This is a genomic window from Alkalihalobacillus sp. MEB130 (assembly GCF_032335535.1).
Taxonomy (GTDB): Bacteria; Bacillota; Bacilli; order Bacillales; family Bacillaceae_D; genus Halalkalibacter.
This window is the reverse complement of sequence record NZ_JAOANA010000031.1, coordinates 1-19,041: the sequence shown is the minus strand read 5'-3', so window position 1 is coordinate 19,041 and position 19,041 is coordinate 1. Positions and strand designations below refer to the sequence as shown.

Below are 19,041 nucleotides of genomic sequence, written 5' to 3'. Positions count from 1 at the left end.
TCAAGTAAACCCACATGTGTCAATACATGTGGGTTTATTAATGGAGTACAAGTCTCGTTCACCTTTCCTTAAACAGACAGAAAAAGAACCGCCTTCTCTCATAAGAGACATGCGGTTCTTTCTACATTATTCTAGTTCATTTCTCTACTTATTTTACGGAAAACCGATACTTGGTCATCGTCTTGTATTCCTGATCCTTATCTAAGACAATCGAAGGAAATGTTGGATGGTGAATAGCATCGGGATGGTGCTGTGTTTCAAGACAAACACCCAAATGCTTTCTCGCCGGTACCCCTCTAATTTCAAAATCACTAGTCATCATATTAGATGTATATAAAACGACAGCAGGCTCATCTGTTTCAACAATTAGCTGTCTTCCACTCTCGTGATCGATTAAACAAATTTCCTCTTGTCGGTTTTCAGTAAGAACAAGCGGATGATCATACCCACCACCAACTAGCGTATTTTGTTGGTGATCTGACTCAACACCATCCTTTAATAGTCTCCCACCTCGAAAATCAAAAGCCGTTCCTTCCACTTGAAGCAACTTCCCTGTTGGAAGTAACGAGTCACTCAATTCAAGAAAGGAGTCACTCTTGATTGTTAATTCATGAGTAAGAATATCTCTTTTTACATCCCCACTTAAATTAAAATAGGAATGATTCGTTAAGTTGATAATCGTTCGTTTATCCGTTGTTGCATGATAGGAAATAAGTAATTCATTGTTATTATTTAGCGTATAGGTAACCGACACTTTTACATTACCAGGATATCCTGCATCCCCATCTCTACTTAAATGGCTAAAAATTACTTTACATTCATCTACACTCTCGCCGATCTCAGCTTCCCATATCACTTTATCAAAGCCTTGATTTCCTCCATGTAGATGGTTGTCTCCTTCATTTTTGGGGAGGTGATACGTACTGCCCTCTAACTCAAACGTTGAATTAGTTACTCTTCCTGCTACTCGCCCTACTATACAACCGAAAAATGGAGAATGACTAATATATTCATGTAGTGAGTCAAAACCTAGAACGACATTTTCAATGCTTCCTTCTTTGTCGGGTACTTGAATGCTTGTAATCGTACAACCATAATTCAGACAAGTTACTTCCATTCCATGGTCATTTTCCATAAGAAAAGAGATCACTTTTTGCCCATCTAGCTCGCCAAAAACCTGCTTGGAAATCTTCATCATTACCTCCTTCCCTAGCGCAGACATATTTATTTTTTATTTAGTGCTTTTTTCATCGTCGCAACTACATTTTCAACAGTAAAGCCATACTCTTGCATAATTTTAGCGGCCGGAGCTGAAGCACCAAACTGATCAATTGCAATGACTTCTCCTCTATCACCTACATACTTATGCCACCCTAGAGGGGAGCCCATTTCAAGGCCTACTCGTACCTTTACGTTTGGAGGAAGTACTTCATTTTTGTATTCTTCAGACTGTTGCTCAAAACGATCCCAACTAGGCATACTAACAACGGAAACAAAGATTCCTTCTGCTTCTAACTGCTTTTGAGCTTCTACCGCAAGCTGGACTTCTGAACCCGAAGCAAGCAATAACCCTTTTACCGAGCCAGTTGATTGCGATATCGTATAAGCCCCTTTTGTCACTCCCTCATATGCTTCACCTAAAGAGGCTGTATTGGTCATAAGATCTTGGCGACTTAATACAAGCATAGTCGGTTGATCTTTGCTCTCTAGTGCCGCTTTCCATGCAGCTACGGTTTCATTGCCATCCGCTGGTCGAATGACACTTACTCCCGGCATCGCACGAAATGAGGACAATTGCTCTACTGGTTCATGAGTCGGTCCATCTTCTCCAACGGCTACACTATCATGTGTAAAGACAAATGTAACTGGCAACTTCATTAAAGCCGACAAACGTACAGCAGGACGTAAGTAATCAGAGAACACGAAAAAAGTCGCTCCAAATGGCTTCACTCCTCCGTGTAAGGCCATTCCATTTACCATAGATGCCATCGCAAATTCACGAACACCAAACCAAACATTGCGACCACGATAATCGACACGGCTAAAATTGGCTTCGCCTTTTAACATCGTCTTATTTGAAGAAGCTAAGTCTGCTGAACCACCGAAAATTGTAGGAACATTTCTAGCAAAAGCATTTAGTGCATCTCCTCCTGAAGAACGAGTAGCTACTTTGTCTACTCCTTTCTCATATGATGGGAGGTTCTTGTCCCAATCTATTGGTAATTCGCCGTTTATAGCTTGGTTTAGTTGCTGCCCTAGCTCAGGGAATTTCTGTTGGTATAGATGAATAAGCTGATTCCACTCTTCTTCTAATTTGACTCCCTTTTCCTTTACGCTCTCAAACAGCTTACTCACTTCGCTCGGTACATGGAAATCTTCTTCATGGTTCCAACCGTAGTTTGCTTTTGTTAACTTTATTTCGTCAGCACCAAGAGGAGCACCGTGTGAAGCAGATTTTCCACTTTTGTTCGGTGAACCATACCCAATAACAGTCTTCACTTCAATTAATGTTGGACGATCATCTTCTTTTGCGAGTTCAATAGCTTGATTAACCGCATCCAGATCATTTCCATCTTTTACTCTTAAGTAGTGCCATCCGTAAGCTTTAAAACGATCTTCCACACTTTCAGAGAATGATAGATGTAGATCTCCATCTAACGAGATATCATTGGAATCATACAAAACGATGAGTCTTCCAAGTTGTAAGTGTCCGGCTAATGAAGCTGCTTCCGCCGAGATCCCTTCCATTAAATCGCCATCCCCGCAAATGCTGTACGTATAATGGTCTACAACGTTAAAGTTCTCACGATTAAACGTAGCTGCCAAATGTCTTTCCGTCATTGCCATTCCAACAGCCATAGCAAACCCTTGACCTAGCGGGCCCGTTGTAGCATCTACACCGGCTGTATGCCCGTATTCAGGATGACCTGGAGTGTTGCTCCCCCACTGGCGAAACTGTTTCAAATCATCAATCGTTACGTCATACCCAGATAGATAAAGGATACTATATAACAACATAGAACCGTGGCCAGCAGATAAAACAAACCGATCTCGATTAAACCAATTTGGATTTGTTGGGTTATGCTTCATTTTCTTTCCGTATAAAGAGAATGCCATAGGTGCAGCACCCATTGGCAATCCTGGATGGCCAGAGTTCGCTTTTTCAATGCTATCAATAGACAAAGTACGAATCGTGTTAATCGCTAATTGTTCCGTTGTTTCTTGTTTTACTGTCATGGACCTTCACTCCTCAAATCATATGTAGTCATTTTTCAAATCTGCATACAACTCGTTAAAAAAATGTACTGAAAACCGCTAAGCAATCAGTACATTTTTTAGGTTTATTAAACTATTTTACTGGTACGTTTGCAAACGTCTCTAGTAAATACTTATTTACAGTCGCTTTTAGTAGTTCTTGTCTACCAGACTGATTTTTAATTTCAGTAAGGGATAAAGCGTGTTTCTCAAGCTTATGGAAGTCTGTTTTTCCTTCTACAATATCAAGGCCGATTCCTGTTGTGTAGCTGCTATAACGGTCAGCAACAAATTGATCTAATACTTTATCTTCAATTAGACGTTGAGCTACTTTTGCACCGATTGCAAATGCATCCATACCCGCAATGTGAGCGTGGAATAGATCATCTGTATCAAATGAACCACGACGCACTTTTGCATCAAAGTTTAATCCACCTGTTCCAAGACCGCCATTTTTAATAATTTCATACATTGCTAATGTTGTAGAATATAAATCTGTTGGGAATTCATCTGTATCCCAACCAAGCAATGTATCCCCTTGGTTAGCATCAACTGAACCTAACATTCCGTTAATACGAGCTGTGCGTAGTTCATGCTCAAATGTATGACCAGCAAGAGTAGCGTGGTTTGCTTCAATGTTAAACTTGAATGTATCTTGCAAATCGTATTTTTGTAAGAATGCAAGTCCTGTAGCCACATCAAAATCGTACTGATGTTTTGTAGGCTCTTGTGGTTTTGGTTCAATTAAGAATTGAGCATCAAATCCAATTTCGTTTGCATAATCTTTTGCCATATGGAAGAAGCGAGCAAGGTTATCAAGCTCAAGCCCCATATCTGTGTTAAGAAGTGTATCGTATCCTTCACGTCCACCCCAGAATACATAGTTTTCAGCACCAAGGCGCTTACCGACTTCTAGACCTTTCTTCACTTTCGCAGCAGCATAAGCAAATATATCTGCATTTGGCGAAGTTGCTGCACCATGTAACCAACGAGAGTGTGTAAACATATTAGCTGTATTCCACAATAACTTCACTTTGCTCGTTTTTAAGTATTCTTCAATCATTCCAACAATTTCATCAAGGTTCTTGAAAGTTTCACTTAAAGAATCAGACTCAGGAGCCACATCAAAGTCGTGGAAACAGAAGTATGGAACTCCTAATTTCTCAAAAAATTCGAATGAAGCTTCCACACGTGCTTTTGCTAAGTCCATTCCTGTTAAATGGTTATAAGGACGTACTGCTGTTCCCGCTCCGAATGGATCATTTCCTTCCCCTGTAAATGTATGCCAATATGAAACCGCAAAGCGAAGATACTCTTCCATCGTTTTCCCATTAATTAATTCTTCAGGATTATAATATTTATACGCAAATGGATTAGTAGAACCTGACCCTTCAAATTTCACTTGATTAACATTTTTAAAATAGCTCATCATTCAATCCCCCATTATTTATAGATTATTGGAAACCGCTTTCAATAATTGAATTATATCACCGTTTACTTAGTTTGTCTATCGGACGTACTAAGTTTTTTTATTATTTATTTTGATCCCCTTTTACTCATATAATCATGACACTTTAAAAAAGGGAGATAGCTTAGAAGCTATCTCCCTTTTTTGACTTATTATTACTTACTCAACCGTCACGCTTTTTGCTAAGTTACGTGGCTTATCAACGTCACAATCACGATGCAAGGCTGCATAGTAAGAAATTAGTTGTAGCGGAATAACGGTAGCAAGTGATGTTAAGTGCTCATGAACTTTAGGAATAACAAACGCATCTCCGTCATGCTCTAGACCTTCCATGCTAATGATACAAGGGTTTGCACCACGAGCTGCAACTTCCTTTACATTCCCACGAATGCTTAAGTTAACATGCTCTTGTGTAGCAATCGCAATAACTGGAGTACCATCTTCGATTAACGCAATCGTTCCATGCTTTAACTCTCCACCAGCAAATCCTTCTGCTTGAATGTAAGAGATCTCTTTTAACTTAAGAGCACCCTCCAAGCAAACAAAGTAATCTGCTGCACGGCCGATAAAGAAACAATTTCTCGTTACAGCTAGGTAATCACGAGCAATTTGCTCTAATCTTTCTTTTTGATCACATAGTGTCTCCATTGCACTTGCAACAATTCCTAATTCTTGAATAGGATCAAAGTCAAGCTCAATGCCTTTTGCATTTGCTGTATCTACAGCAAGCAACGTAAGAACAGCCATTTGTGCTGTATAAGCTTTTGTAGAAGCAACAGCAATTTCAGGACCTGCATACGTGTGTAACGTAAAGTCTGCTTCACGAGAAAGAGTAGAACCAGGTACATTCGTGATGGTTAATGCTTTGTAGCCTTTTTCTTTTACATCCACTAATACTCCACGAAGATCTGCTGTTTCTCCACTTTGTGAAATAAAAATAAAGAGTGGGTTTTCTGATAGAAGTGGCATATTGTACAAGAATTCACTTGCAATATGCACTTCTACTGGACGCTCAGCAATCTTTTCGATTAGCTGCTTTCCAACAAGACCAGCATGATAGCTAGTTCCTGCAGCAATGATATAAATACGATCAGAAGATTTCATTGCACTACGAATGTCTTCATTTAGACGAACCGTTCCATCTTCGTTTTGGTACTTCTGAATAATATTACGAATAACAAAAGGTTGCTCATCAATCTCTTTTAACATGAAATGAGGATAAGTTCCTTTTTCAATGTCACTCGCATCTAATTCAGCTGTATAAGGTGAACGAGACATAACTGTGCCATCAAGAGTTTTAATCGTAATTTCATCACGTGAAACAAGGACAATTTCTTTATCCATAATTTCAACAAATTGATTCGTTACTTGCAACATAGCCATCGCATCAGAAGCAATAACATTAACTCCTTCACCTACACCAATTAGAAGTGGGCTTTTGTTTTTACCAACATAAACCAAATCAGAGTTTTGTTTATCAAGAAGCGCAATCGCATACGAACCTTTTAACAAAGATAACGTGTGAGTAAAGGCCTCTTCCACTTGTTGACCATCTTTAACAAAACGATCAATAAGTTGAACAACAATTTCTGTATCCGTTTCACTTACTAAATGTACGTTTGGTAAATACTCTGCTTTTAATTGCTCATAGTTTTCGATAACCCCATTATGAACAAGCGTGAACCTTGCTGTTTCACTTTGATGAGGGTGAGCATTTGCTCGACTTGGTACACCGTGAGTCGCCCAACGCGTATGACCAATCCCAGCTGTACCAAAAACGTGCTCATCAACAACATTACGAAGGGCTGCAATACGTCCTTTTTCTTTAAAAACGTGAACACCCTCTTCATTTGCAATGGCAATACCAGCAGAGTCATATCCACGGTACTCTAACTTTTCTAAACCTCGTAGTAATATTTCCTTCGCATCTTCTGATCCAATATATCCAACAATTCCGCACATAAATAGTTACCTCCCGAATAGGGGGCAAGAAGCTTGAGGGCATACTTACCCCCACTCTTAAATTTTTAGAGGCATGCTTACTTCTGGCTTTGTGCAAAGAGTTGCCTCTTTGTTTTTTCACAGAAGTCTAACGGTTGTCATGCTACCAACCGGAGGGCATCCGCCGAACATTCGATACTCCCTCTCCTCGTCAACTATATCTACTATAGTCCAGGCGCTTTAAAGTTATATTTCCTTCGATCCTCCTCTCCATTATTGACTTGCTTTATCATACCTTACTGTTTCAAAATCGTCAATCAGCAGTAAGAAATTAACATCTTTTTCGAGAGTTCCTTAACTCTCTAATAAAAAATATGCATAAGCAGCTTGTTTGGTGCTGCTTATGCATATTTTATTTATTCGTTTAATCCCATTTCTTCCTTTACCACTTCTGCAATCTTATCAACATACTGATCACAAAGCTCTGTTGTCTTTGCTTCAATCATGACACGGACAAGCGGCTCTGTTCCAGATGGACGAACGAGAACCCGACCTTCCCCATTCATTTCAGATTCTACTTCTGCAATAACGGCACTTACTTTCGCATTCTCTGTTACGGCATGTTTGTCAGTAACCCGAACGTTCACTAGTTTTTGCGGGAAAGTTTCCATGTCTGCTGCGAGTTTCGACAACGGTTTATTCGTTACCTTCATAATGTTCACGAGTTGTAATGCTGAAAGCAAACCATCACCTGTTGTAATATGATCTAAGAAAATAATATGGCCAGATTGCTCTCCGCCAATATTATACCCGCCTTTTCTCATTTCCTCCATAACGTAACGGTCCCCTACAGCCGTTTGCTTAGTTTCAATTCCTAATTCCTCAAGCCCTTTGTAGAAACCAAGATTACTCATGACAGTTGAAACAACAGTGCCGTGGTTGAGCCAGCCTTGTTCCTTCATGTATTTCGCACAAATAAACATGATTTTATCACCGTCTACAATATCACCATTTTCATCCACAGCAATTAAACGATCAGCATCTCCATCAAAAGCAAGACCAATTTGTGCACCTTTCTCTAGAACAAAAGCCGATAACGCCTCCGGATGAGTCGATCCACATTGTTCATTTATATTAATTCCATTTGGTGATGTCCCCATTGTTGAAATATCAGCTTCGAGATCCGCAAACAAGTGAGGTGCAAGCGAAGAAGCTGCTCCATGAGCACAATCTAAAGCAATATGAATGCCAGAGAAATCTTCTTGGACCGTTTGTTTTAAATATTGAAGATACTTTTGTCCACCTTCAAAGTAATCCGTTATAATTCCAAGAGCTCCTCCTGTTGGTCTCGGAAGTTCATCTTCACTATCTAAAAGGCGTTCAATTTCTTCCTCTTGCTTATCTAATAATTTAAATCCATCTGGTCCGAAGAACTTAATTCCGTTATCAGGAACTGGGTTGTGAGAAGCCGAAATCATGACACCTGCATTTGCACTTAATGCCTTTGTTAAGAAAGCTACACCAGGAGTCGAGATAACCCCTAAGCGCATAACTTCTGCACCAATTGATAGAAGCCCTGCTACTAGGGCACTTTCAAGCATTTCCCCTGAAATTCGTGTGTCACGACCTATAACGACTCGTGGCTTTTCCGTATCTTTCGTTAGAACATATCCACCCATTCTACCTAATTTAAACGCAAGTTCTGGAGTTAGCTCCGTATTGGCAACCCCGCGAACACCATCAGTACCAAAATAATTTCCCATTTTCCTATTCTCTCCTTCAAACATCATCACTGCGATATAATCTCAATTGGAATCGTCTCTTCCATCGTACTAAAGCGAATATTCGGAGGTCCGTTTATTTGAACCCCCACCTCGTGCACTCCTGTTGATAAATCGCTCACATCTATAAACGCTTGTATATCCGTCAATTGCAATTTTGCCAATGATTCTTCTGATCCTCTAGCTGCAATTGTTACTTCTCTCGTTGTATTACCGTCAAACGATATCTCTTCCCCTTCTCGGCCACCAATTACTTCTATTGGTACATCCGTAAACTCTTCTGTCTCTTCTGCACTAATAGAGACCGTCACAGTTACTGTTTCAGGTGATACCCGTTCCACTCCTGGTGGAATCGGAACATCCATCTCGATCGTTTGACTTTCCGTTAATTCCGTAAGGTCGAGTTCTCCCACTTCAATCACATTCATTCGATCAATAACGTCTCTTGGTCCATACACTGTTAATTCCTCTGGTTCCACTTTCAGTTCATTAATACTTACCCCATCCGGTAATTCACCAACACGCGTGACTCTAGCTGGGACCGTTCGATTGGGACTAGTAATCGGAACTCGAACATCAACAACTTGCGGATCGACTGATAACGTCAATTCATTTCCATCTTCATCATAAAGTCTAACAGGCGTCGTCTCTTCTAATGCACGGTCAGCTCCAGCAACATCCACATAAGCTTTCACCTCATGAACTTCAGCTACTAGACTTCTAGCCGCGGTAACATCGACATTTAATGGCGAGACAATTGGCGTCCCTACCGTATAACCTTCTTCAACTTCATTTGAATTAATAATGTCGACTTGAACAGGGAATGAAACCGTTTGTTTCTCCTGTAATTCGACCCTTACATACTGAGGAACAATGGATACACTTAAGTCACTCGGGAAATTCCGATGTTGTACACTCAATGTATGAACTCCTTCTCCCCGTTCCCTCACATCTACAAATACTTCATAAGATGGCCTTGTTAATTGGAATAAAGTTAAAGAGCCTTGAGGTCCTTTCAAATTGACTTGAACGTGCTCCGTCTTATCGGTAATCGCATAATTCTCCTCATCGTAATGAACGACTAATTCAACATCTTCTAACGTATAGGAAGCTGGAGAAATGGTTGGCAAGACACCAGGCTGAGAAGCCATGTTATCAATATTCACCATGGTAAAGAGCATTAACGCAATAAAGAAAGAGATAATTTTAACAAACCAATGGCTATTAAACAATTTATCCATTTTTCTTTCCTCCCCACTGCCAACGTGAAGCGGTTGCTTGCTTACTTTCAAATAACAGTTCTCTCTCTAACAATTGGCGCAACTTTTCTTCATCTAACTCCCGGTGCAATTCTCCATTTTTTGTAAGAGAAATACTTCCTGTTTCCTCCGAGACAACAATAGTAATAGAATCTGTTACTTCACTTACTCCTAAAGCAGCTCGGTGTCTTGTCCCTAACTCTTTTGAGATAAAAGGATTTTCGGATAAAGGCAAATAACAGGCTGCAGCCAAAATCGTATTGTCTTTTAAGATAACTGCACCATCATGTAGAGGTGTATTGGGAATAAACGTATTAATGAGCAATTCAGACGTTAAATGGGCATTCATTTGAATTCCCGTCTCTACATAATCTGTCATCCCAGTCTCTCTTTCAAGAGACATTAATGCCCCTATTCTTCGCTTGCCCATATAGGACGATGCTTTTACAATAGCATCAATCGATTTTTTCGCCGAATCATCCTGAGGTGCTGTTCGGCTAGAAAAAAAGCGCCCTCTACCCAACTGCTCTAAAGCTCTTCTTAGCTCAGGTTGGAAAATAATAATAATGGCAAGCAGACCGTATGTAAATGTTTGGTTCATTAAAAACTCTAGCGTGCGTAAGCCTAAAAATCTACTTAAAAACCAGACAGCTAATATAACCGTAATTCCTTTAACCAGTTGTACCGCTCGTGTCCCTCTAATAATCATAATCGCTTTATAGACAACGTAGGTAACGAGTAATATATCAATAATTTGCCCGAAATAATTGAGCAAACGAAATTCCTCCAAAGAAAACATGGCTCTTCCTCCAAACCATTAACATACATCAAAAGAGAGACCTTTATTTAAGGCCCCCTTTTCCTTGTCCCATTATATCACAGTCTAATGCCAATGTTTAAATTCTATATAGGAGAAAAGAGCCCTTATTGTTTAGAGCCCTCATCATTATTAATAGAAACAACATCTTTTACAAAACTTTTTATATTGTACCATACCCATTCAAGCGCCTGATTCAACTCCTGAACCTCTCCGGAAACATGCCCAACAGAAGCATAATACGCTTCACTGTTTACTAATAATACATTTCCTTGAACTTCTCCATCGACTTGTAGCAATCCATTTCTAACGACCAAGTCGCCTTGGATGACTTCACCTTCAGGAACAATCACTTTTCCACTTGCTTGATCTATTTGAATATTCCCAGAACCAGTAACAGCCACTTGTTCATTCCCAGCGTTCCAAACTGAAGCTAAACTTGCAAACATTAAGAGAAAGAACACAGCTGCCGAAACGAGAATTGGGTGTTTTCGTGTCCATTGCTTCCAATTCGATACTCGCTTACGTTCTGGCAACTTAGCCATAACACCTTCTGTAAACCCTGCAGGTGCTTCTATGTGAGACGAGCTTTGAACAAAAGCAATTACTTTTTTCAATTCGTGAAGGTGTTGTTTACAGGAAGCACAAGTAGTCAAATGAGCATCTAGTTGCTTTTTTTCTTCCTCTGTTGCTTCACAATCAACCACTTTTTGAATTAAATCTTCATAATGTTGTTCACACTTCATGTTATTACACCCCTCCCTATACATGGCGCATTCTCTTCCTAAGTGCTTCTCGTCCTCGATGAACCCTTGTCTTAACTGTTGCTTGAGGAATATCAAGGATTTCACTAATTTCACTAATCGACAAATCTTCTATATATTTAAGAATAATCGCTGTACGATATTTAGGAGGGAGTTGATTAATTTCATCCTGAACCCACTCTTGCATTTCTATTGTTACTACTTGATCTTCAGGTCGATCATCATCTGCTGCCAATTGTGATTCAATGGTCAACCCTTCTGACCCTTTCACCTCATCTTGAAGATAAAAGTCAGGCTTTTTCTTGCGTAACCGATCGATTGCTACATTTGTTGCAATCCGAAATAACCAAGTAGAAAATTTCCGATTCACGTCAAATCGATCAATGTTTGTATAGGCACGTAAAAAGGCTTCCTGCGCGACATCTTGTGCCTCGTGCACATTCCCAACCATTCGGTACGCTACTTGATATACTTTATCCTTATAAAGCTCTACAATTTCCGAAAACGCCTGTTGATCACCTTTCCTCACTTCCCGGATTAACCTTTTTACAATTGTATCCATCCAACTACCCCTACCTACATTCATTATCTTGTATTACGTCTTATATACCGACTACGTTTCACTATATTTAAAAATAAATATTTTCTTAGATACACCTTATCATAACATGAATTTTATGTTTATTATGGGGGAATTTGGGTATAGAACAACTACATACTTTTTCTTTCAGATCAAAACGTACCTTTGATTAAAGGATGTGATAGAAATGACTATAGACAAACAACATCTTTTAGAAGACATTGAACGGTATAGAAGATTATTAAATGAAAAAGCAAAAAACACGCCACTCATATCAGAAGAAATGATTTCTTATAGTCATAAACTTGATGAACTTTTGAATAAATATGCTTCATTAACGAACAAGTCCAATCTATAAAGAAAACCCAAAAAGAAAAAGCCATAGATTCACTCTATGGCTTGATTTTGCAATATATATGGAGCCTAGCGGGATCGAACCGCTGACCTCCTGCGTGCAAGGCAGGCGCTCTCCCAGCTGAGCTAAGGCCCCAAGAACTCTTGGAGCGGAAGACGGGATTCGAACCCGCGACCCCCACCTTGGCAAGGTGGTGTTCTACCACTGAACTACTTCCGCATAAATGTAACATGGTGAGCCATGAAGGACTCGAACCTTCGACCCTCTGATTAAAAGTCAGATGCTCTACCAACTGAGCTAATGGCTCACAAAATAAAATGGCGATCATTGACTATAACAGAAAGCAATCACCTTCAAAAAAATGGCTGGGCTAGCAGGATTCGAACCTACGCATGACGGAATCAAAATCCGTTGCCTTACCGCTTGGCGATAGCCCAAAAATGGTGGAGGGGGACGGATTCGAACCGCCGAACCCGGAGGGAGCGGATTTACAGTCCGCCGCGTTTAGCCACTTCGCTACCCCTCCACTATGTAAATGTAACGATGCCGGCCAGAGGACTTGAACCCCCAACCTACTGATTACAAGTCAGTTGCTCTACCAATTGAGCTAGGCCGGCATATGGTGGAGGATGACGGGATCGAACCGCCGACCCCCTGCTTGTAAGGCAGGTGCTCTCCCAGCTGAGCTAATCCTCCATATAATTGGTGACCCGTACGGGATTCGAACCCGTGTTACCGCCGTGAAAGGGCGGTGTCTTAACCGCTTGACCAACGGGCCATTAATTACTGACAAAAAGTATTATATCTAAATATAAAATAACTTGCAAGAGGTTTTAATAAAAAAATTATTTATTTTTTCACCTCTTGAAAATACGAACGTACATTCGTTATACTAAAGAAAATAACCTGAGGTGATGACAAGTGAATGATCATAAACCTTTTTATTCGAGACAAGAATTAATAACCCTTTTAGACTATGTACAACATAAAGCAAAAGAAGAAACAAAAATACAAGTAGCAGAATGTATGCTTGATTATGGTATCGACAGCAAGCTAGTCAAAACGATAACAGGGTTAACGCCAAATCAATTACTTAAAAGATAACATCCTTAGATAATGGCCCCATACTTAGACCCGCTTCCTGTACAGATTTTTACAGGAAGTTTTTTTTGATGAGACGAGTTTTCCAAAAAGGTATACGGTCCTCGCTCTTACATTACTACGATATTGCTACTACTACATAAAAACTGCTCGCTTTTCTGACACAACCTTATAGTCTATTTGATTAATTTGGTAAATTAAGAGATAATAACCTAGTTTAATTCGTTAATTCTTGAAATGAGGTGAGAGTGTGAAGAATGAAAGTGCAGTCTTTTGGTATTCACTTTCTATTTGCGCCGTATTTGTCTTTTGGGGTGCACTTGCTCCTAGTCACTTACAGGCCGTATCTTCAAATGTGACAACGTATATTTCTGAAGCTTTTGGCTGGTATTACTTATTGATTATTATGCTATTTTTGTCTTTCTGTATCTACCTTATTTTTTCCCGCTTTGGAAAAATTAAATTAGGTAAAGAAAGTGACCGCCCCGAGTTTAGCTTACTTTCGTGGTTTGCTATGTTGTTTAGTGCGGGAATGGGGATGGGATTGGTTTTTTGGACAACAGCTGAGCCAATTTCCCATGCATTTATTAGTCCACCAACTGCTGAAGCTGGATCAGATGAAGCCATTAAGCAGTCGCTTCAGTATTCATTTTTTCATTGGGGTATTCATGCTTGGGCCGTTTATGGGATTGTGGCATTAGCATTAGCCTACTTTAAATTTCGAAAAGGTTTACCTGGCTTAATTAGTGCTACTCTTATTCCACTTTTCGGTGAAAAACATATGCAAGGGCTACCTGGAAAATTAATTGACACACTTGCTATTTTTGCAACTGTAGTAGGCGTTGCATCCACTCTTGGGTTTGGATCAGCTCAGATTAATGGTGGGTTATCCTTCCTTTTTCATACACCGAACACATATGGAATGCAGCTACTTATTTTAGCTATTGCTACAGCTTTATTTATCTACTCGGCATGGTCTGGTATAGGAAAAGGAATTAAATATTTAAGCAATATCAATATGGGACTTGGACTAGTTCTTATGATTATGCTGTTTATTGTTGGTCCTACGTTATATATCTTGAACATGTATACAGCGACAATCGGAAGTTATATAACGAACTTTTTTGATATGAGTTTTCGCATTTCACCCTTAAATGAAACAGGCCGGACTTGGATTGATAATTGGACCATTTTCTACTGGGCGTGGTGGATCTCATGGGCTCCATTTGTAGGAATTTTTATTGCGAGAATTTCCAGAGGACGTACTATCAAAGAGTTCATGCTTGGTGTACTTTTTGTCCCTGCATTTGTCTGCTTTATCTTTTTTACTGTATTTGGAGTATCTGCGCTAAACTTAGAACAAAACGGACTTGCTATTATTTCCGACTACTCCCTTGAAACGACAACGTTTGGGGTCCTTCAGCATTATCCATTAGGTGAATTGATGTCACTCCTAACGATAGTCGTCATAGCTATCTTTTTCATTACATCAGCAGACTCAGCGACGTTTGTCCTTGGAATGTTAAGTACAAATGGATCTATCAATCCCGCTAACTCTGTTAAGATTGTTTGGGGGCTTGCTATGTCTGCAATGGCTGCCATCATCGTTTATTTTGGTGGTACACAAGGATTGCAAAATATGTTGATTATTGCTGCACTGCCATTTTCCGTCGTCATGTTACTAATGGGTGTCTCATTTTACAAAGCTGCAAACCAAGACGGTGCCGTAAAGGCGAATAAAAAAAGTTGGAAGAAAGAAAAGAATGAATCCATTAATAAAATTGGTTAATCACTTGGGTCAAGGCTCTTGCTTTGACCTAGCACTTACCATCCTTAGCATTTATTTGTTGAGGATGGTTTTTTGTCTTGGATTTGAAGTAAAAATTAAAAAACTGTCACTGACCTTCACTGGCCTTCACTGAGCTTCACTGAGCTAGCTGGTCCGAACTAATTGCCACTCAACGGGTTTGGAGATAGTAATGAAGCGCTGTTAATATAAAAATATTCTAAATTTTACTTAACCGGGGGGATGTACTTTGGCTAAAGATCAAATACGAATTGTTGATACAGATATTCATGAACGTGTTCAATACAAGGATATTCTAAAATATCTTGATGAACCATTTAAACACTACATTACTAATTGTAATTGGATTCAAGAAAAGCACATGCCCTATACTCAACCTGCTACAGCTGGTGTAGACCGGGCTGATGCGATTCTACCTGATGGGCGCCCGGCTGGATCGGACTTAGCTTTTATGCAAAAACAGCTACTAGATGATGTTGGTCATGAGTACGGCATTTTAACAAGTGCCTTAGACCCGTCACCATCCTCTATGCATGGGTGGTATGAAATGGCAACAGCCTTAGCGACCGCCTATAATAATTGGCAAATTGAAGAATGGTTAGAAAAAGATGAACGTTTGTATGGGTCTGTTCATATCGCAGCCCAGGACCGCGACGCAGCCATTAAAGAAATTGAAAGGGTTGGATCTCATCCAAAAATGGTTCAAGTCCTACTCCCAATAGATGACATTATGTGGGGTGATCCTTATTACCATCCAATTTTTGAAGCGGCCCAAAAACATAATCTCATGATTGGTATGCACCATAATGAACCCCCAGTATATTACGGGAAATGGCCTAGATACTTTATTGAGTGGCATACATTGATTCCTACAGCTCACATGAAACAAGTTACTAACATGATTTTTAATGGTGTTTTTGATAAGTTCCCTAACCTTGGACTAATGATGATCGAAGGTGGTTTCACTTGGGTACCACATATCATGTGGAAAATGGATCAACAATACCGTGATTTACGCCATGAAGTACCTTGGTTAAAAAGAAAGCCAAGTGACATATTCAAAGAGCAAATTAGAGTTACAACTCAACCAGCTGAAGAGCTGAATAAAAAAGAATTTATGTCTCTTATTGATCAAATGGGTACCGATGAAATCTTATGCTTCTCTACAGACTATCCGCACTGGGATTACGATTCACCCACACGTGCACTACCTAACTTAGACTTTGAGTTAAAGAAGAAAATTTTTTCAGAGAACGCAAAAGCATTTTATCCAAAACTACCCAATTCATAGGAGGGCTATGTATGAAAGAACAAGTCGTATGTAAAACAACAGATTTAGAGCCTGGCCAAATGATGGCTTCTTATTTCGGAGAGAAAAATGTATTAATCTGCCGCACATTGGATGGGGAATATTATGCTTTTTTAAATCAATGCACCCATCAAGGCGCTCGTCTTGAAAAGGGAATAATCTGTGGGGCCACAACGGAACAAAGTAAACCTGGTGACTACCACTACTGCAGAAAAGGTGAAATCATCCGTTGTCCATGGCATGGCAGAGAATTCGATATTACAAATGAAGGTAGAATGCTAGCAAACCCTAAGCAAAAACTCGCAAACTTTCAAGTACGAGTAGAAAATGAAGAGGTCATTGTCTACAAATAACAGAAAACCTAGACTTACCTGAACGCTTACCCTTAAGAATGGAGAGCGTTCAGTTTTTGAAAAGGAGGAAAAGGACTCTATGAAAATACAAAAGATGTACATAGATGGACAATGGATGAAAGCAATTAGTGGGCAAACACGCCAGATCATTAATCCATTTAACCAAGAGGTGATCGCAACAGTTGCTGAAGGAGACGAATCTGATACGAAGGCTGCTATAGCTGCGGCTAGAAAAGCATTTGATCAAGGTAATTGGACGAAAACACCTGCAACCGAACGTGGAGCTATTGTCCGTAAAATTGCCGAATTAATTGAAAGAGATAAAGAAGAACTAGCAGAACTAGAATCATTAGATACCGGAAAAACCGTTGAAGAAAGCCGCGTCGATATGGATGATATCGCTGGGGTCTTTCGCTATTATGCAGAGTTAGCTGACAAAGATGGTGGTGAAATCATTGATTCCCCTATTCCAAATACGGTAAGTAAGGTCGTTCGTGAACCTGTTGGGGTTTGCGGGCAAATTACCCCTTGGAACTACCCATTACTCCAAGCTTCTTGGAAACTAGCACCTGCTTTAGCTACTGGTAACACGCTCATTATGAAACCAAGTGAAATTACGCCACTTACTACCATAAAGGTTTTCGAATTGATGGAAGAAGCCGGTGTACCAGCGGGAGTAGTTAACCTCGTTCTAGGAGCAGGAAACACAGTAGGTGCCGAACTGTCTAGAAATGTAGACATAGATTTGATTTCCTTTACAGGTGGAATAGAAACAGGAAAGAAAATTATGCAAGCTGCTAGCATTAATGTAAAGAAATTGGCTCTTGAACTTGGAGGGAAAAATCCTAATGTAGTATTTGCTGATGCAGACTTTGAAACTGCGATAGACCAAGCAATGAATGCCGTCTTTTTCCACGCAGGACAAATATGTTCAGCTGGAACGAGACTAATCGTTGAAGAAACCATTCATGACAAGTTCGTTGATGCATTAGTAGAACGTGTAACAAACATAAAATTAGGCAGCGGTTTTGATGAAGAAACCCAAATGGGGCCTCTTATTTCTGCTGAGCACTTAGAAAAAGTAGAAAAATATGTTGAGACAGGGAAAAAAGAAGGAGCAAAGGTTGTTGTTGGTGGTAAGCGCCCAGAAGACCCTGCCCTTGAGAAAGGTTTCTTCTATTTACCAACTATTTTCACAAAATGCACAACTGAAATGAAGATTGTCCAAGATGAGGCATTTGGCCCCATCATTACAGTGGAAACATTCACAACAGAAGAAGAAGCTATTAAACTTGCTAATGACTCGATCTATGGTCTAGCTGGCGGTGTTTGGACAAATGACCTTGCTAAAGCAGAGCGTTGTGTTGCTCAAATGCGAATGGGAACGGTATGGATTAATGACTTTAATGTCTATTTCCCTCACGCACCATGGGGCGGCTTCAAACAATCTGGCATTGGCCGAGAACTCGGGAAGCTTGGACTAGAAGAATATACCGAAACGAAACATATATTACACAACTTAAAACCAGAACCTATTAACTGGTTTAAGTAGGAATCTCCACTAACCCACTAGCTTTTTCCAACACAAATCTAGCCATCTAATCTTTCATCGGGTTCAGTAATACAATAAGGATTATTGAACCCACTCTTTCTATAAAACAAATAAGACTTCGCATTTCACGAGCAATAGGAAAATTAGAGGAATCCTACTTTGGCCTAGTGGGCTACAAAATGACAATGCAACAAAAAGCGCCTTTTTAGCAATTGCTAAAAAGGCGCGTAATATATGTATTCTTCTGGAGCTTCCAAGCGGACTTGAACCGCTGACCCCTACCTTACCATGGTAGTGCTCTACCGGCTGAGCTATGGAAGCATAAAAATGGCTCCACAGGTAGGACTCGAACCTACGACCGATCGGTTAACAGCCGATTGCTCTACCACTGAGCTACTGTGGAACGGTTTGCCTGGCAACGTCCTACTCTCACAGGGGGAAGCCCCCAACTACCATCGGCGCAAAAGAGCTTAACGACCGTGTTCGGCATGGGAACGGGTGTGACCTCTTCGCTATCGCCACCAGACTATAGAATTGAAAGAATAGTTCTCTCAAAACTAGATAATGCGTTATAGAAACATATCAAGAATAATATTGGATAAGTCCTCGACCGATTAGTATCTGTCAGCTCCACGTGTCGCCACGCTTCCACACCAGACCTATCAACCTCATCATCTCTAAGGGGTCTTACTGGATTAA

Annotated in this window: 15 protein-coding genes, 10 tRNA genes and 2 rRNA genes; 6 read left to right on the top strand and 21 right to left on the bottom strand. The window is 40.1% G+C overall.

Annotated elements, in window-relative coordinates:
• Positions 1-148: 148 nt before the first annotated feature.
• The 9 genes from N0O92_RS21620 to sigW all read right to left on the bottom strand — a co-directional run bounded on the left by N0O92_RS21620 (position 149) and on the right by sigW (position 11,847).
• Positions 149-1,195, bottom strand: a complete 1,047-nt coding sequence (locus N0O92_RS21620; protein ID WP_315616874.1) for an aldose epimerase family protein — start codon at positions 1,193-1,195, stop codon at positions 149-151.
• A 29-nt stretch (positions 1,196-1,224) separates the two neighbouring features.
• On the bottom strand, positions 1,225-3,237 hold the full coding sequence (gene tkt, locus N0O92_RS21615) for a transketolase (protein ID WP_315616872.1): 2,013 nt from the start codon (positions 3,235-3,237) through the stop codon (positions 1,225-1,227).
• Between the two features lie 112 nt (positions 3,238-3,349).
• Positions 3,350-4,684: a xylose isomerase gene (gene xylA, locus N0O92_RS21610; protein WP_315616870.1), complete on the bottom strand. Its 1,335-nt coding sequence runs from the start codon at positions 4,682-4,684 to the stop codon at positions 3,350-3,352.
• A gap of 198 nt (positions 4,685-4,882) precedes the next feature.
• A complete protein-coding gene (gene glmS, locus N0O92_RS21605) occupies positions 4,883-6,685 on the bottom strand; it encodes a glutamine--fructose-6-phosphate transaminase (isomerizing) (RefSeq protein WP_315616868.1) in 1,803 nt (600 codons plus the stop codon).
• A gap of 395 nt (positions 6,686-7,080) precedes the next feature.
• Positions 7,081-8,427, bottom strand: a complete 1,347-nt coding sequence (gene glmM, locus N0O92_RS21600; RefSeq protein WP_315616865.1) for a phosphoglucosamine mutase — start codon at positions 8,425-8,427, stop codon at positions 7,081-7,083.
• Between the two features lie 26 nt (positions 8,428-8,453).
• A complete protein-coding gene (locus N0O92_RS21595; RefSeq protein ID WP_315616863.1) occupies positions 8,454-9,686 on the bottom strand; it encodes a CdaR family protein in 1,233 nt (410 codons plus the stop codon).
• Positions 9,679-10,503, bottom strand: a complete 825-nt coding sequence (cdaA, locus tag N0O92_RS21590) for a diadenylate cyclase CdaA (RefSeq protein WP_315616861.1) — start codon at positions 10,501-10,503, stop codon at positions 9,679-9,681. The genes N0O92_RS21595 and cdaA overlap by 8 nt, the downstream gene beginning before the upstream one ends.
• A 125-nt stretch (positions 10,504-10,628) precedes the next feature.
• Entirely contained in the window at positions 10,629-11,267 is a 639-nt protein-coding gene (locus N0O92_RS21585) for a zf-HC2 domain-containing protein (RefSeq protein ID WP_315616859.1), read from the bottom strand.
• A 16-nt stretch (positions 11,268-11,283) separates the two neighbouring features.
• Positions 11,284-11,847, bottom strand: coding sequence for an RNA polymerase sigma factor SigW (gene sigW / locus N0O92_RS21580; RefSeq protein WP_315616858.1), 564 nt, complete (start codon positions 11,845-11,847; stop codon positions 11,284-11,286).
• A 205-nt stretch (positions 11,848-12,052) separates the two neighbouring features.
• Between sigW and N0O92_RS21575 the strand changes: the two genes are divergently transcribed.
• A complete protein-coding gene (locus N0O92_RS21575; RefSeq protein WP_315616856.1) occupies positions 12,053-12,223 on the top strand; it encodes a Spo0E family sporulation regulatory protein-aspartic acid phosphatase in 171 nt (56 codons plus the stop codon).
• 59 nt (positions 12,224-12,282) lie between these two features.
• Here the strand turns inward: N0O92_RS21575 and N0O92_RS21570 are convergent.
• The 8 genes from N0O92_RS21570 to N0O92_RS21535 form a co-directional block, all read right to left on the bottom strand.
• Positions 12,283-12,355, bottom strand: a tRNA-Ala gene (locus N0O92_RS21570).
• A gap of 9 nt (positions 12,356-12,364) precedes the next feature.
• Positions 12,365-12,439: transfer RNA gene (locus N0O92_RS21565), tRNA-Gly, on the bottom strand.
• 12 nt (positions 12,440-12,451) lie between these two features.
• A tRNA-Lys gene (locus tag N0O92_RS21560) sits at positions 12,452-12,527 on the bottom strand.
• Positions 12,528-12,582: 55 nt separating this feature from the next.
• A tRNA-Gln gene (locus tag N0O92_RS21555) sits at positions 12,583-12,657 on the bottom strand.
• 4 nt (positions 12,658-12,661) lie between these two features.
• A tRNA-Tyr gene (locus N0O92_RS21550) sits at positions 12,662-12,746 on the bottom strand.
• 18 nt (positions 12,747-12,764) lie between these two features.
• Positions 12,765-12,837: transfer RNA gene (locus N0O92_RS21545), tRNA-Thr, on the bottom strand.
• A 3-nt stretch (positions 12,838-12,840) separates the two neighbouring features.
• Positions 12,841-12,916: transfer RNA gene (locus N0O92_RS21540), tRNA-Val, on the bottom strand.
• A 7-nt stretch (positions 12,917-12,923) separates the two neighbouring features.
• Positions 12,924-12,998 (bottom strand) — tRNA-Glu (locus N0O92_RS21535).
• Positions 12,999-13,141: 143 nt separating this feature from the next.
• Here N0O92_RS21535 and N0O92_RS21530 point away from each other — a divergent pair.
• The 5 genes from N0O92_RS21530 (at position 13,142) to betB (ending at position 18,342) form a co-directional block, all read left to right on the top strand.
• Positions 13,142-13,324: a hypothetical protein gene (locus N0O92_RS21530; protein WP_315616854.1), complete on the top strand. Its 183-nt coding sequence runs from the start codon at positions 13,142-13,144 to the stop codon at positions 13,322-13,324.
• A 247-nt stretch (positions 13,325-13,571) separates the two neighbouring features.
• Positions 13,572-15,110: a BCCT family transporter gene (locus N0O92_RS21525; protein WP_315616852.1), complete on the top strand. Its 1,539-nt coding sequence runs from the start codon at positions 13,572-13,574 to the stop codon at positions 15,108-15,110.
• 247 nt (positions 15,111-15,357) lie between these two features.
• Entirely contained in the window at positions 15,358-16,419 is a 1,062-nt protein-coding gene (locus N0O92_RS21520) for an amidohydrolase family protein (RefSeq protein ID WP_315616850.1), read from the top strand.
• Between the two features lie 11 nt (positions 16,420-16,430).
• Complete coding sequence (locus N0O92_RS21515) at positions 16,431-16,790, top strand: Rieske (2Fe-2S) protein (RefSeq protein WP_315616849.1); 360 nt, start codon at positions 16,431-16,433, stop codon at positions 16,788-16,790.
• A gap of 79 nt (positions 16,791-16,869) precedes the next feature.
• Positions 16,870-18,342 (top strand): betaine-aldehyde dehydrogenase, encoded by a 1,473-nt coding sequence (betB, locus tag N0O92_RS21510; protein WP_315616847.1) that lies wholly within the window; start codon positions 16,870-16,872, stop codon positions 18,340-18,342.
• A 245-nt stretch (positions 18,343-18,587) separates the two neighbouring features.
• Here betB and N0O92_RS21505 read toward each other — a convergent pair.
• From N0O92_RS21505 to N0O92_RS21490, 4 genes are all read right to left on the bottom strand, one after another.
• Positions 18,588-18,663, bottom strand: a tRNA-Thr gene (locus N0O92_RS21505).
• A 7-nt stretch (positions 18,664-18,670) separates the two neighbouring features.
• Positions 18,671-18,745: transfer RNA gene (locus N0O92_RS21500), tRNA-Asn, on the bottom strand.
• Between the two features lie 7 nt (positions 18,746-18,752).
• Positions 18,753-18,868: ribosomal RNA gene (gene rrf / locus N0O92_RS21495) — 5S ribosomal RNA — on the bottom strand.
• Positions 18,869-18,936: 68 nt separating this feature from the next.
• Positions 18,937-19,041, bottom strand: a 23S ribosomal RNA gene (locus tag N0O92_RS21490); the annotation flags it as partial.